We start from the raw sequence: 15725 nt of genomic DNA, 5'->3' as shown, positions 1-15725 counted from the left end.
CATTAGAGCCATTTAGGGCCATGTTTTTTCTAGTTTCATTTGAACAGTCATATTCGTCGACCATACTTAAAGTTCGTTGTTTCATATGGGGCGAATTATGCAGCCAATACTCTACATTCAAATCGGTAATGTTCTTTGGGCGGTTTTAAGTGACGGTTCTTGGATCCAAATGTTGCCCAACGAACAATTAGTTCCAGAAGTAGAGGTGGTTGTTCTTAATACTGACATTCTCGATATTGCATTTAATGAAGATACAACAAGTGAGGATGAATCGAGTTCGAATGATCTTTTAATTGCATCTCAAAACGGTATTGAATCCACTTTTAATCAGAGCGTTCGAGATTTTAGTGAGTCTTCTGGTGGGTTAAGTTTTGTTGCCTATATTCGCGCTGTTTTACCTGAGCAACTCGTTTCTAATGGCTATGTTACTAGGCCAGCAGTGCAAGAAATAGAGAACCCAACTTCTGAGACTCAGGCTCCTGAGCGGTTGAATCCCGATGCTATATTAACGGTGGATATTCTTGATGGCGGCGATGGATACGAAAACCAGTTTGAAGTTCCTAGTGTCACGATTCAAGGTGACGCACTCAAGATAAGCGATGAGTGGCTTGTTACTATCACCATTACCGACAGCCTCAATGATTCCATTACTGTTACAACGACCGTAGAGAACGAGTCTTATACCCTATCAGGCGTTGATCTGTCTTCTCTTGCTGAAGGGCCGCTCACGGTGACTTCTGTGGTTTCTGACATTTATGGCAATAACCTGAACGCTGTCGATACGACCATTAAAGATACACTTGCAACGGTGAACGTCAATTTTGATGGTGGAGGGGATGAGTATTTAAATCAGTACGAAATCGCGACTACTCGCCTCGAAGGGACGATTGAAAACATTGAAGATGGCCAGCGTATCCAAGTTACGGTAACCGACTCGTTAGGAGCGGTCATAAACTTAGAAACGGTGGTGACTGGTGGAAGTTGGTCTCTGGACGACGTTGACCTTTCTGGATTGTCTGAAGGTACGCTGACAGTTGTTGCTGAGAGTATAGATATAGCGGGCAACCCTGCAACCAGTGAAAACACCATCGTCAAAGATACGCTTGCAAGTGTGACGGTGGACGTTGACGATGGCGGAGACGGCTATTTAAACATTGAAGAGCGCCAATCTGTCACTTTGTCAGGGCAAGTCAGTGATGTTGAAAATGGTCAGACGGTTTCTGTCACGGTTCAAGACAGCTTGGGGGCGATGCTCTCGTTCAATGCCGTTGTCGTTGATGGTATGTGGCAAGTCGAAGGGGCGAACTTATCCACGTTAGCCGATGGGGCGTTAACCGTATCTGCCTCCGTGAATGATGTGGCGGGCAACCAAGCGAAAGCGATGGATGAGGCTACGACCATAGATGCCACTGCTCCCACCATTGATATCGATACGGATTTTTATATTAGCGGTGGTCTTGCCATTGATGATTTCCGTGAGGGTATAGTCACGGAAATGAGAGGGACAACCAGTGGTGTAGAGCAAGGTCTGGCGGTGACGATTCGGGTAAGTGACGGAGACAGCACGCTGAATTTTACTGGCCTTGTTGATGCATCAGGTTCGTGGACAGTAACCGGAATTGACGTAAACACTCTCAATCTAAACAGCACGTGGACCATTGAAGCTGAAGTGTTGGATGTCGCCGGCAACCATGCGGTCGATACCATGCCAACAATAGTGCTACCCGGTTCAACGGTATTTTCTGAAAACATCGTTGGATTTTTTGGTGAGCAAAGCAGCTCGGCAGCCATCAACATAGAAAATGGTGTGCCAGCACTGCATGCAGAGCAGCCAAGTTTGAGTGCGCTTACATCGGTCGGTCAATCTATTAATGTTGTTGTTGCAGAAGATGGGTTGAGCTTACAAGGAACATCGACCGACGACCGATTAGTTTTCTCAGCAGAGGTCAATGATGATGGTACGGTTCAAATTACTTTTTATGAAGCGATTGATCATGGTGTAGGTCAAGATGAGCTGGTGACTAACGTATTGGTTGAAAGCACTCAAAGTGATGCTGACGGTACACAAGAAACGGTTGTGGCCCCCCTAGAAATCGCCATCCTTGATGCCGATCCAGTGATCGAAAATGAGTCATATAGTGTAACCGAAGGCCAAGTCATTTCTGGCAATGTACTGGAGAATGACATTGATATTGATGGTGACTTGTACATTCGATATGTCAGAGCCGGAGGAGAGATCCAGTCTGTCCCTGATGGTGGCTCAGTAAGTTTTAGTCTAGAGAAGGGTGAATTAACCGTATTTTCAGATGGCTCTTGGCAGTTGAATGCCAGTCGCAACTTAGATCACACGGTCGAGCAAAGTCTCGTTTTTGATTATCTCGCAGCCGATGATTCAAAAGATTACGGTGTAGCAACCGCGACCATCGACATTATAGATGGCCAAGCGGGTTATGTAGGTAGCGCTACTATAAAAACAGCAGAAGTACCTCTGGGAGCGGCATTATTAACCACCGAAGGCAGTGTTAATGTGATTGCTGGCTCTGATAACCCTGATCCGACTAGTTTGTATTTTGGTGAGGCATCCATTACTAAGTTAGAGGCATTAGGGCTTACAAGCTCAGTCTCTAATACTGAGCTTAGCTACACGTTAAGTTCCAGTGGGAAGCAAATCACAGCATTTGCCAATGGTGTCACTGTATTTACGTTAACATTGAGTGGCATTGAGTCGGGTAACGATGTACTAGCTTCAATTTCGCTTACTCTTGATCATCCTATCGATCAATTCAATAGTAGTGATACGGTCACTTTCCCGTTGACCATTGGAGGGACAGATCTAGACTCCACACCGCTTGTAGAGAATGAAATTGATTTCGTGTTGAAAGATGGTGTTGATCCTACGTTGAGCAACTTGACTGTTGTTGCAATGGAGGAGATTAATCTAGAAAGTGGGACAATCTTTAAGACTGGGAGCCTTCAACTCGATATCGGGAGTGATTATGTTGACTCTCTTCGATTTAGCGAATTAAACCAGCCCACATTAGTGAGTAGTGAAAGTGAGTTGCTTTACCGTCTGTCTGATGACGGTACGACAATTACTGGCTATATCATAGAAGGTGGGGTGGAAGTAAATATTTTTCAATCGACACTATTATCCACATTACCTTTAGAGTCGAGTAGTGAAATAGAGTATTCCTTTGAATTATATCGCTCTTTCGATCTGTCAAAAGATCAAATCCTGGATATACCATTGTTAGTTAATGCAACAGATTCAGACGGTGACACCACCTCCGTAACATTGGATATTACCTTAGAGGCAATTGAAGGTTTGAACGATGATGCCTCTTTAACGGTGAATATTCTTGATGGCGGCGATGGATACGAAAACCAGTTTGAAGTTCCTAGTGTCACGATTCAAGGTGACGCACTCAAGATAAGCGATGAGTGGCTTGTTACTATCACCATTACCGACAGCCTCAATGATTCCATTACTGTTACAACGACCGTAGAGAACGAGTCTTATACCCTATCAGGCGTTGATCTGTCTTCTCTTGCTGAAGGGCCGCTCACGGTGACTTCTGTGGTTTCTGACATTTATGGCAATAACCTGAACGCTGTCGATACGACCATTAAAGATACACTTGCAACGGTGAACGTCAATTTTGATGGTGGAGGGGATGAGTATTTAAATCAGTACGAAATCGCGACTACTCGCCTCGAAGGGACGATTGAAAACATTGAAGATGGCCAGCGTATCCAAGTTACGGTAACCGACTCGTTAGGAGCGGTCATAAACTTAGAAACGGTGGTGACTGGTGGAAGTTGGTCTCTGGACGACGTTGACCTTTCTGGATTGTCTGAAGGTACGCTGACAGTTGTTGCTGAGAGTATAGATATAGCGGGCAACCCTGCAACCAGTGAAAACACCATCGTCAAAGATACGCTTGCAAGTGTGACGGTGGACGTTGACGATGGCGGAGACGGCTATTTAAACATTGAAGAGCGCCAATCTGTCACTTTGTCAGGGCAAGTCAGTGATGTTGAAAATGGTCAGACGGTTTCTGTCACGGTTCAAGACAGCTTGGGGGCGATGCTCTCGTTCAATGCCGTTGTCGTTGATGGTATGTGGCAAGTCGAAGGGGCGAACTTATCCACGTTAGCCGATGGGGCGTTAACCGTATCTGCCTCCGTGAATGATGTGGCGGGCAACCAAGCGAAAGCGATGGATGAGGCTACGACCATAGATGCCACTGCTCCCACCATTGATATCGATACGGATTTTTATATTAGCGGTGGTCTTGCCATTGATGATTTCCGTGAGGGTATAGTCACGGAAATGAGAGGGACAACCAGTGGTGTAGAGCAAGGTCTGGCGGTGACGATTCGGGTAAGTGACGGAGACAGCACGCTGAATTTTACTGGCCTTGTTGATGCATCAGGTTCGTGGACAGTAACCGGAATTGACGTAAACACTCTCAATCTAAACAGCACGTGGACCATTGAAGCTGAAGTGTTGGATGTCGCCGGCAACCATGCGGTCGATACCATGCCAACAATAGTGCTACCCGGTTCAACGGTATTTTCTGAAAACATCGTTGGATTTTTTGGTGAGCAAAGCAGCTCGGCAGCCATCAACATAGAAAATGGTGTGCCAGCACTGCATGCAGAGCAGCCAAGTTTGAGTGCGCTTACATCGGTCGGTCAATCTATTAATGTTGTTGTTGCAGAAGATGGGTTGAGCTTACAAGGAACATCGACCGACGACCGATTAGTTTTCTCAGCAGAGGTCAATGATGATGGTACGGTTCAAATTACTTTTTATGAAGCGATTGATCATGGTGTAGGTCAAGATGAGCTGGTGACTAACGTATTGGTTGAAAGCATTCAAAGTGATGCTGACGGTACACAAGAGACGGTTGTGGCACCGTTAACGATTACTATTTATGACTCTGATCCGGTGATTAGAGATGACACATACTCAGTCGTAGAAGATCAAACAATTACGGGCAATCTACTTGAAAATGATATTGATCTTGATGGAACACTTTATGTGAAATTTGTAGAGGCTGGCGGGGAGCAGAAGTCAATTCTAGAGGGGGGATCCGTAAGTTTTAGTTTAGAAAAAGGCGAATTAACCGTATTTTTTGATGGCTCTTGGCAGTTTGATGCAGGTCGAAACCTAGATCATTCGGTCGAGCAAAGTGTTTCTTTCAGCTATTTAGCGGCAGATGACTCCCAAGACTATGGCTTGGCTAACGCGACCATTGACATTACTGATGGACAAGCAGGTTACGTAGGCAATGCGACTATAGACGTAACAGAAGTCCCTTTGGATGGCCCGATATTGAACTTTGAAGGAACTGTCAATATTGTCGCGGGATCTGACAACCCTGATCCGAGTAGTTTGTATTTCGGTGGGTCATCTATTACTAAGTTAGAAGCATTAGGGCTTACAAGCTCAGTCTCTGATAATGAGCTTAGCTACACGTTAAGTTCCAGTGGAAAGCAAATTACAGCATTTGCGAATGGTGTCACTGTATTTACGTTAACATTGAGTGGCGTTGAGTCGGGTAACGATGTATTAGCTTCAATTTCGCTTACTCTTGAGCACCCTATCGATCAATTCAATAGCAGTGATACGGTCACTTTCCCGTTGACCATTGGTGGCGTAGATTTAGATGCCACACCGCTTGTAGAGAATGAAATTGACTATGTTCTAAAGGATGGCGCAGACTCAACTTTAAATAATTTGAATGGGGTAGAAGTAAAAGAATCTGATCTCGCCAATGGAAGTGTGTTGAGCTCAGGGAATTTTCAAGTTGAGGTTGGCAGTGATTACCTCGAATCTTTGTCGTTCATCGTCTCTGAACAACCCTTGTTGACGAGTGGTGAACAAGTTGTGCTTTATCAAGTCTCTGCGGATGGCAAAACACTTGATGGTTATATTCTTGACGAAGATGGGCAAACTCAGATTCCCATCTTTCAAGCTATCCTCAATGCTCCATTACCTATTGATGCAAATGGCGACATTACCTACTCCTTTGAGCTTTTTCAGGCTCTCGACCAACAAGAAAATACTGATCCAAACGTACCTCTCGTTGTTACTGCAATGGACTCAGACCAAGATAACACGTCGGTCGTTTTAGACATTAATGTGATAGATAACGACAATGGACAAGCGCTAATCAATAGTGGCAATGTCGAGTTGACCGAAACACCTGTCGATACAAACATTGCTCCTGATGGTGTTTCAGCCATAGCGAATACGGATGTGATAGTTACGTCATCATTCGATCCGATTGTGTATCTGGGTGTTGACATAAATGATGGAGATACTGTCAAAACTACGCTTGGTGATGCTGTTACTTATAATGGAGAGGCTGTCACTTGGTACGATAACAATGATGGAAGCTTTGACGCAATTTCAGACACTGGAGACGTTGTATTTAGGGTCACGTTACCTAGTGACTTCTCTTTGCCATCAAATGATACGTCTACCGTTAATGTAACTGTAGAGCTTTATCACTCGCTTGACCATGTTTTAGGTGATGGGACGCAATTGTCGATCTCTATGCCCATCGTGGCGAGAGATTCTGATGGAAGCGAGATCTCTACGGAGTCCAACATACTGGTCTATGATGGCTTGTTTCCGGAACTAGTAATTACAGAGGGAATCACAGTCAATGAAAGCGGGTTGAATGATGATTCGCTTGATTCTGGCATCGAGGGCTCGTCACCATCCATTACGCTATTACAAGGTTCAGACTCTATCGCCAGTGTGAGCGTGAATATCGATATGTTCAATGTGCTCGGCTATAAAACAAGTAGTGGTAGCTTGGTTTCGCTTGATTCACCGGACTCGAATGGTTGGTTATATGCAAGAGATGAAAGCGAGCAAGACGTCTTTAGAATTAGATTTAATACCGATGGGACTGTCGAGTTTGATCTATACCGTGCACTTGAACACGATGAACCTGACGGTGTTCCAGCGGACGAGAACACATTAGAACTCAGTTTTTCAATTTATGCCGTTGATAAGGATGGCGACCAGTCTGAAGCTGAGACATATACCGTTAGTGTAGTAGATGATATCCCTGAAGACACAAGCTCACCAATAGAAATTGAACTTACCGAGGGGGATGAGTTTTCGGGAAACTGGTTTAGCAATAATGCCGACTTAATCAGTTCAGATGGCACGTTGATTTCAAGTTTGACCTATGCAGGTGAAACATACGATACGGCGAGTTCGGTATTTAGCAATGATGCTTGGACCATCGATTTAATCAATAGTAGTGATGGTAACTTAAAATATGGAACGCTGACTATTGCTCAAGATGGGACATTTACGCTAACTACCGAGATTATTGTTAATACGCCTGTAGGTGGTTTGCTTGATGATCTAACGATAACTGTGACGGATGCAGACGGTGACCAAGCAAGCAGTGAAGCTCAATTAATTCTTGATGATGCCAGGGGCTTTATTCGAACCGTTAATGTAGATACGTTAGAAGATAATGGCGCGAATAATAGTGGAGACCCCACGCCAGTCGCGTTACCGATTAGAGTTTCTCCTGGGGATACGGAGAATAATGAGCGTGTTGAAGCGATAAGGATCTCTGTTGAATCTCTACAAGGAGGGGCTCTGTTTTTAGACGGAGTGCGCCTTGAAGATGATGATAATGACGGATTTATTAGTCTTTCTGGTACAGAGCTAATGGGGGGGGGTATATTCACCGTTCCAAATGGTGATCTCACTTATCAACCAGCGCTAAACCTGTCGGGCAACACTATCAAAGTTTCGTTAGCAGTGTCTGCATTAATCGTATCTGATGTCGAACCAGATGGTTTTGTATTACAAGGCAATAACACGTTAAATGTTAACGTCTTACCGGTTGCAGATTTGCCAGAGTGGTCTAATGATTCGGACTTTTCTTATCAAAGTGTTGAAGATTCCGCTGAATCACTTTCGCTCAATATTGTCGCTGAAAAGTTTGACCAAGACGGTTCTGAAACGCTCCACTACCAAGTTTCGAATATTCCAGATGGACTTATATTAACACTTAACGGAAGTGCTATTGAGGAAGGGAAATCGTATAGCCAATCCGAGTTAGATCAAATTGAAATCACATCTAACGAAAACTTAGCCGGAAGATTTACTTTTGATGTAACGGCAGTAACGACTGAGTCGGGTAGTGTGTTTGCCGATGAGCAAGATAAAACAGCGGAGATCACTGAGCAAGTTGTTATCGATATATCTCCAGATGCCGATGTGCCTGCGCTGACCGTTAAAAACATTCAGGGGCTTGAAGACCAAGCGATTGACTTAAAAGAGTACATCTTAGGGCGGCTCACTGACACAGATGGCTCGGAGTCTCTGTCTTATCGCATAGAAGTTCAAGATGGTTGGACATTGCCTGTCGGAGCTGGGATTACGCTTATCGGTATTAATACCTACCTAGTGACCTCCAATGCTCTAGCCAATTCGGAGGCGTTACTTCAACCAAAATCGGATATCAGCTCATTTACTGAATCTCTATCCCTTCAAGTAACCGCCATTTCAACAGAGTCGACTATTGATGACTTAGCACCTCTTAATGAAACCGCCGAGAGCCAATCTGCAACCATTGACATTAAGCTAAAAGGCGTGGTCGATGAACCAATTGTTCTAGATGGTGGACAGGGGAATTGGCAATATGATCAAGCGACTAAAGTAATTAGTAATCTCTCTACGTTAGACGAAGATAACCTGATACAACTGGATTTTATCATCCAGACATCAGACGACGATCTATCAGAAGAAATTAATATCTTGCTTCAGAACATCCCTGTGGGAACACAACTGACAGATGTAAATGGTGACCCTATTGTTCTTCCAATTGCTTACGTGGACCCAATAACGGGGCCAGTTTATCAGGTCTCAAACGCTGTTCTTGAAAACACTTACCTCAAAACAGAGCAAGATTTTAGTGGAACACTGAGCATGGATGTTATCGTCGTTTCAACAGAGCCGGATGGTGATTCTGCTGAAACCCCTCTTAAAGTGGAAATGGAAATCTCACCTATTGTTGATCAAACTGACGGTCAAGAATTACAAAGCAATGGTATTGAGGACAATTTCATCACACTAAATCTTGAGCCTGTCGTTAATCAAGATATAGATTCTAGTGAGTCCTTGACAGGATACACCATTGTATCCATTCCAGATGGCTTAACACTTTACTTTGATGGTAATGCAGTAGAGGAAAGTAATTTACCGTTAGAACTCAATGAACTACTCGATGGTAGCTCGGCAACATTATCTGAGTTGTTAAACAGTGGACGAATCACTGTAAAAGCTAATGAAGACCTAAGTGGGACGTTTAGCCTGGAAGTTCAGTACGAAGTGACAGACACGTCTCCTACGCTGGAGACTGATGTAAAGGCAATCAACGGTTCTTTGAGCGTCGTGGTTTCTGGAAAAGTGGATATTGGTAATGAAGATATTGACAAAACACGTTTAGAAGGCGCGACTGAAGTATTCACAAGTACGGATGGGTCTGCTGTTGACGTGAGTGGAGGCATTACATTTACAGAAGCGGATATTGATGGTTCAGAGTATCTCGATTACATCGTTTTACAGATACCGCAGGGCCAAGACCTCATTGTTACTCATCCGAATGGTGCTTCTCAAGATGCCGATGGGAACTGGCTGATTCCAATGGAAGGAATCACAAGTGATAGCGTGTTGGAAACCGCTCAAGATTTGCTTGCTGGCGCATCGATTTATAGCCCATCTAATACAGAGATACTTGATGTGAATGTGTTAGCGTATGTTCGAGATGGAACGGATGCTCAATACATCACAGGTCAGTTCCAAATTCAAATTACTGGCCATGAAGGAGATGGAGACCAGTGTGCTGATCCTGGTGAACCAGGAAGCGTTCAAAGTGGGGATATTGTAGGTAAAGAAGGTGAAGATGTCTCAATTGGGGCGTTTTTAAACCCTGATGTAGCGAGTAGTGATGGTAACTTAGTTTCCTTCTTTGTCGCCGCAGATTCTTTACCTGAAGGAGTCGAGCTTACTGGCGAAGGTGTGATACCTGCTTATGATAATGCGGGCAATCTGTTGGGTTATTCAATTTCTAGCGCTGGATTGTCTTCCTTGACGCTTACTGGCGTGGATGAGGACTTTGCTGGTTGCATTACTTTCAATTTAGAAGTGACAGAAACGGCCCCATGCGATGGTGACTCGAAAACAACCTCTCAGACCATTACGGTACAAATCTCTCCTGCTGTCGATGATATCGCGATAGCACCAAGCCAAGTTACGGTTCAAGAAGATACTATAACCAACCTGAATCTTGCTCTTGTATTGGGCGATAGTGAAGGGCCAATGCAGTCCATTACTGGAGAAGGTGACGCAGCGACTGGCCTTGAAAGTGTCAATTGGGTTTCTTTATCTGTATCTGACGAGAATGCGCGGTTTACTGCCGTGGACCCGAGCCTACTCATTGACAACGGTGATGGAACATGGGTAGTGACAGATGTTACGCGTCTAAACGAAATTCAGCTAATCCCACCTGAAAACTACAGTGGAGAGCTTGTTATTTCCGTTGACGCAAACATTACTGATGAAGTCACGGGAAGTTGTTTAAGTACTGACAGTGCGAAAGATACTCAAACTAAATCAACAGAAGTTACCGTTACCGTTGCCCCAGTGGTTGATAAAGCGGTTCTGGAAACAGAAGACGTAGTTGGTGATGAAGATAGTTATATTTATTTAGGAAACTTATCTGCATCACTAATCGATCAAGATGGTTCTGAGTCGATGTCTTTGGTCATGACAGGAGTGCCAGACGGAGCCGTGTTGGTTTGGGACAATAATGGGACGTTCGAATTACTCCCTAATAACGGTTCAACGGATGGTGAGAGCAAGGAGTGGCAGCTAACTCAAGCACAACTTGATAAGGTTTACTTTCTACCGCCACTAGATTTTAGTGGGGATATTCCACTAACACTGCAAGCTATTACCCAAGAGTCTGGATCAAACGACTATAACTATACCACTTCTCAGTTCAACGTCGGCGTAAAACCGATTGGCGATGATGTATCGTTGAATACAACCTCTAACACGTTCACTGGAGATGAAGGTGATTCCATTTCGATTGACTTTTTAGCGAGCGGTTTTGAAACAAATAGCAACGAATATATAGAAGTGTCGATGTTGATCAAAGCAAGCTCTGAACCCTCTGCATTGGAAGGCTTAGGTAGGATTCGTATCGGGACTCAATTCTCATCCTTTACCTTCGATGACGCGGGCAATGCCGTGGCGACGGTATTAGTGCGAGCAAATGAAGTGTCAGGTTTGGAGTTCGTTCCCAAGGATGCATTTGGAACGATGGATGTTGCTCTCAATGTTAGAACGTTTGATCAAGCGATAGTGTCAGGGAAACTCGAAACCGATTTTGGAGATGTGCAAAGCACCGATCTAACCATTGTTGTTACCCCTGAAGCTGATGAGCCAACACTAACGGCCGATTATCAGTCTATTGTGTCTGAAGCGTCTGGGAGTATTCCTTTGGGGTTGAGCATGAATTTGGTCAATCCTGCACCCGAAGAGTTTGGAAGTGTGGAGATTCGCGGATTACCAACAGATCTAGAGTTGAGTCATGGTGAAAGATTGAACGGCATTTATACTGTTGATCAAGAGGATGTCGCTGATCTTTCCATCGTTGGCGGGTTTAGCGGTGCAAGTGATTTTACGTTGTCGATAAAACCGATTGCAACACTGGGTGCTATAGTCGCAGAAGGTGCTGCTCAGACAGTCAACGTTACCTTAGTGGAAGAAGGGGGCCAAACTTTACTTGCGACAGATGCTAATGATTTGCTTATTGGAGGAAGTGGCAGCGATGTATTCCAGTTTGACAGTTCAGGGCTCGGTAACGAGTTAAAGCCCTCGTACGATGTGATCAACGATTTCCAAATATCCGTTATTGGTGATGATAATGACACAATTGACATCGCCTCGATAATCACAGCTACCTCGATAACAGAAGTCGATAATAAGCTCGATTTAACAGAGAATGATGATGGCGTAACGCTTCACATAAAACCAGAAGAGACGGGGACAAAACAACAGATTCTTATGCAGGGCGTCACTCTCGATCAGCTTTACAAAGGTGACTCGACTGGCGTAGCCGAAGAAAATGTCTTACAGAAGATGATTGATGACAACAACTTGCTAGTAGGTGGTATGTCATGAAGCATCACTCATCCTCATCAAGTGAGCTGACTAACGATCCTTGGGGGCAATCGTTAACTTGGTTGATGCGTTATTTTGAAGTTAGACACCATACAAAAAAGGTGCTTTCTGGATTACCTCTTGCTGAGGGTAGATTGGATAGTAACTTATTCATCAGAGCCGCTGAGCGAGCCGATCTTGAACTCACATTAATCGATTTAAAATCCACCGCAATGTTGAGCTTTCCATTGGTGGTAATCAATAGGAAGACGTTACAACCCGCTATTATATCTGAGCGACATAACAGCGATTATCAAGTCACGTTATTTAGTGAAGACCAGAGTGAAACGCAATACGTTACGAGCGAGGAACTGCAGAATCAATTCCAGCCTCAAGCATGGCAAGTTTCTATGCGTCCAGAGCTGGACAAACGGATAAGTTCTATTCAAGCGGATTACAATGAACATTGGCTTTTCGCCGTAGTGAAAGAAATGTCTCCGTGGTATCGAGATCTTTTGATTGCCTCTTTCCTTATCAATATGCTAGCGCTAGTTATTCCGCTTTTCACTATGAACGTTTACGATCGTGTAGTGCCTAATCAAGCTTTCAGTACATTATGGGTTTTGGTCGCTGGTGTCTCCGTCATCATTATTTTTGATTGGCTATTGCGTAAAGCAAGGGGAGTTGTCACTGATACAGCGGGTAAGTACATCGATAACAAGCTTTCTTCGATACTTTTTTCTAAAGTTATGGGGATGAAACTTGAACACCGTCCTGCATCAGTCGGTGCATTCGCTCGACAACTACAAGATTTTGATAGTGTTCGCGATTTTTTTACTTCTGCATCTCTTGTGACCTTAGTTGATCTCCCATTTACGTTGTTATTTTTAGTCTTAATAGGTTGGCTAGGTGGGGCAATGATGTTCATACCTATTGCCGTCATGTTTATCCTGCTGATCCTTGGCTTTGCGGTAAAAGCAAAAATAGAACAATCACATACGGAAAGTGCTGCACTATCCATGAAGCGACAAGCTCACTTGTTTGATTCATTGTCCTCTTTAAAAGAGATTAAGCAAAATAACGCTACGGGAGAAGCACAAAAGCGTTGGGAGCAAACGGTATCCATGCTTTCTGATTGGCAAAATCAATCGCGAAACTATTCGAATATCGTTGCTTACTCCATTCAATCTAGCCAGCAGATAATTACCGTAATGTTACTTGTAACAGGCGTGTACAGAATTTCTGAGGGATTGCTCAGCATGGGGGGGCTCATTGCTATTGTCATGCTTAGCGGTCGTGCTGCAGGGGCGATTAACCAGTTAGCTATGCTGTTACTTCGCTATCAACAGACAAAAACAGCGGTTGAAGGCTTAAATTCTATCATGTCTTTACCTCAGGAGGTGCAACGCAGTCAGGTCATTACGTCTGCCGAATTTACAGGGAATATACGTTTAGAAAACGTGAGCTTCCAATACCCAGATGTTGATATGCCATGTTTGAGAGATATTAATCTTACTATCAAGCAAGGCGAACGCGTTGGCGTTATTGGTAGTGCAGGAGCAGGAAAGTCTACACTCCTTTCTATTATTACCAATCAACTCAGTGCCTTACAGGGTAGCGTTTATTTTGATGACATTGACAGTCAGCTTTGGCCCGCCGAATTGATAAGAGAGAAAACGGGTTGGGTTGGCCAAGATTCGCATCTTATATACGGCAGCATTATGGAAAACATAGTATTAGGACATCATGTTATTGATCAAGAACGTTTACGCCGTGCGATAGAATTATCGGGTTTGAACCAGTACATGAGCCGCCTTCCTCATGGTCTAGAAACGCAAGTCGGAGAAGGAGGGCGTTATTTGTCGGGGGGGCAAAGGCAAGCTGTAGCGATTTCAAGAGCGTTTTATCGAAACCCTGCAGCATTAATTTTAGACGAGCCAACCAGTTCCTTAGACCAGCCAGCTGAGAATGCGTTGTTTAATGCTCTTAAATCGTTGCCGCACTCGACGACGATGATTATTAGCTCTCATAAACATTCCTTATTATCGCTTTGTGATCGAATTGTTGTGCTTGATAAAGGCACAATTTTGAGGGAAGGAGCGCCCCAAGAAATTTTTGCTAAACAACAGTCTAACGCGAAAACGAACAGAGTACGCGCAGTATCAATTGTACGCGAAGGAGGTCAATGATGAGCACAGTTCGTTGGAGTAATGCTCATTTAGCAAACCGTTCGAGAACGTTGATTTGGTTGTCTGCCGCTTTAGTGCTAAGTGTGATTATTTGGGCCTCGTGGGCGAGGTTAGACGAAGTGGTTGTCGGCGAAGGAAAGGTTGTTCCTACTTTGTCTGTTCAGACGATTCAGAGCTTAGAGGGAGGCATTCTAAAGGAGTTACTTGTCATGCCTGGTGAAAGCGTCACTAAGGGGCAAACCATCGCTATTCTGGATGATACAAGGTTTAAGTCGACCTATTCGGAGACCTCTGAACAAGTTGAATCTTTGCTCGCCAGAAAGCAGAGGCTTCAAATTGAATTAGAAACGGTAAAAGTGAATAGCCTCCAACTGGATTGGAAACAACAAGTGAGTATCGAGCCTCAGCCATTTGATATTTCGATGACCGGCCACTCTGCCTATCTGAATGCCAAAGCAAACTATCTTGAGCGGTTGAGCCAACTGGAGTCTGAGCTGGAGGAGGCTAAATTGCGAATTGAGCAACAATCGCAAGCTTATCTAGATACCTTGAATACCATTCAAACACTAAAAAGCAGTCTGGTTATTGTCTCGAAAGAGCGAGATATGTTGAGAGAGGTGGTTTCTAGTGGCGCGGTGGCTGAAGTGGAATTATTAAAACTGAATAGAGACGTTATAAAGCTCAAAGGAGACATCGCGAGTTCACAAGCTGCTGCCCAAAAGCAAAGGGCTGTGTATTCTGAATCCATCGCAGATTATCGTGGTACTGCGCTTGCTTTTAGGGCAGAGGCACAAGGGCAGCTCAATGAAGTTGTGACGCAACTAGCGCAGCTCAATGAAAGTCGTCAGGCGATTGCGGATCAGTTGAATCGAACGCAGTTACTTTCTCCGGTCGATGGAACCATCAAAGATGTTTTTGTCAGAACCATCGGAGGTGTGGTTAAGCCGGGTGAGCCTATTTTAGAAATAGTCCCTCGTAATAGCACGTTAATCGTTGAAGCGAGAATTTCTCCTCAGAATATCGCCTTCATAAGGCCTGGCCTGCCGGCAACGGTAAAGTTGTCTGCCTATGACTTTGTCATTTACGGAGGCCTAGAAGGAGAAGTGACCTACGTAAGCGCCGATGCACTTCAAAATGAAGAGGGCAATGCCTACTACCGTGCCAACGTTACTTTCAAGGTTGATGATAAGTTTACGATCATCCCGGGAATGCAGGTTGTGGTAGACATTCTTACAGGAGAAAAAACAGTACTGAATTATTGGTTAAAACCTATATTACGTGCGAAAGAGAATTCGCTCAGAGAAAGATAGACATAAGGA

At 44.2% G+C, this 15725-nt stretch carries 3 protein-coding genes; all 3 read left to right on the top strand.

Annotated elements, in window-relative coordinates:
* The first annotated feature begins 97 nt into the window (after nt 1-97).
* From R7E38_RS11170 to R7E38_RS11160, 3 genes are read left to right on the top strand one after another with little or no spacing between them, the layout of a single operon-like run.
* Nucleotides 98-12238, top strand: coding sequence for an Ig-like domain-containing protein (locus tag R7E38_RS11170; protein WP_318081789.1), 12141 nt, complete (start codon nt 98-100; stop codon nt 12236-12238).
* The gene (locus tag R7E38_RS11165; protein WP_318081788.1) at nt 12235-14406 is read left to right on the top strand and encodes a type I secretion system permease/ATPase; all 2172 of its coding nucleotides are present in this window, start codon (nt 12235-12237) and stop codon (nt 14404-14406) included. Before R7E38_RS11170 ends, R7E38_RS11165 begins: the two co-directional genes overlap by 4 nt.
* Nucleotides 14403-15716, top strand: coding sequence for an HlyD family type I secretion periplasmic adaptor subunit (locus R7E38_RS11160; protein ID WP_021033865.1), 1314 nt, complete (start codon nt 14403-14405; stop codon nt 15714-15716). Before R7E38_RS11165 ends, R7E38_RS11160 begins: the two co-directional genes overlap by 4 nt.
* Nucleotides 15717-15725: the final 9 nt, after the last annotated feature.

Source organism: Vibrio sp. Vb2131, assembly GCF_033338535.1.
Classification (GTDB): Bacteria; Pseudomonadota; Gammaproteobacteria; order Enterobacterales; family Vibrionaceae; genus Vibrio; species Vibrio alginolyticus.
This window is presented reverse-complemented; position numbering and strand designations above follow the sequence as displayed.

Bases quoted from the DNA above. Each gene is read 5' to 3' on its own strand.
- R7E38_RS11160 (WP_021033865.1), top strand. From the start codon at position 14,403: ATGATGAGCACAGTTCGTTGGAGTAATGCTCATTTAGCAAACCGTTCG.
- R7E38_RS11165 (WP_318081788.1), top strand. From the start codon at position 12,235: ATGAAGCATCACTCATCCTCATCAAGTGAGCTGACTAACGATCCTTGG.
- R7E38_RS11170 (WP_318081789.1), top strand. From the start codon at position 98: ATGCAGCCAATACTCTACATTCAAATCGGTAATGTTCTTTGGGCGGTT.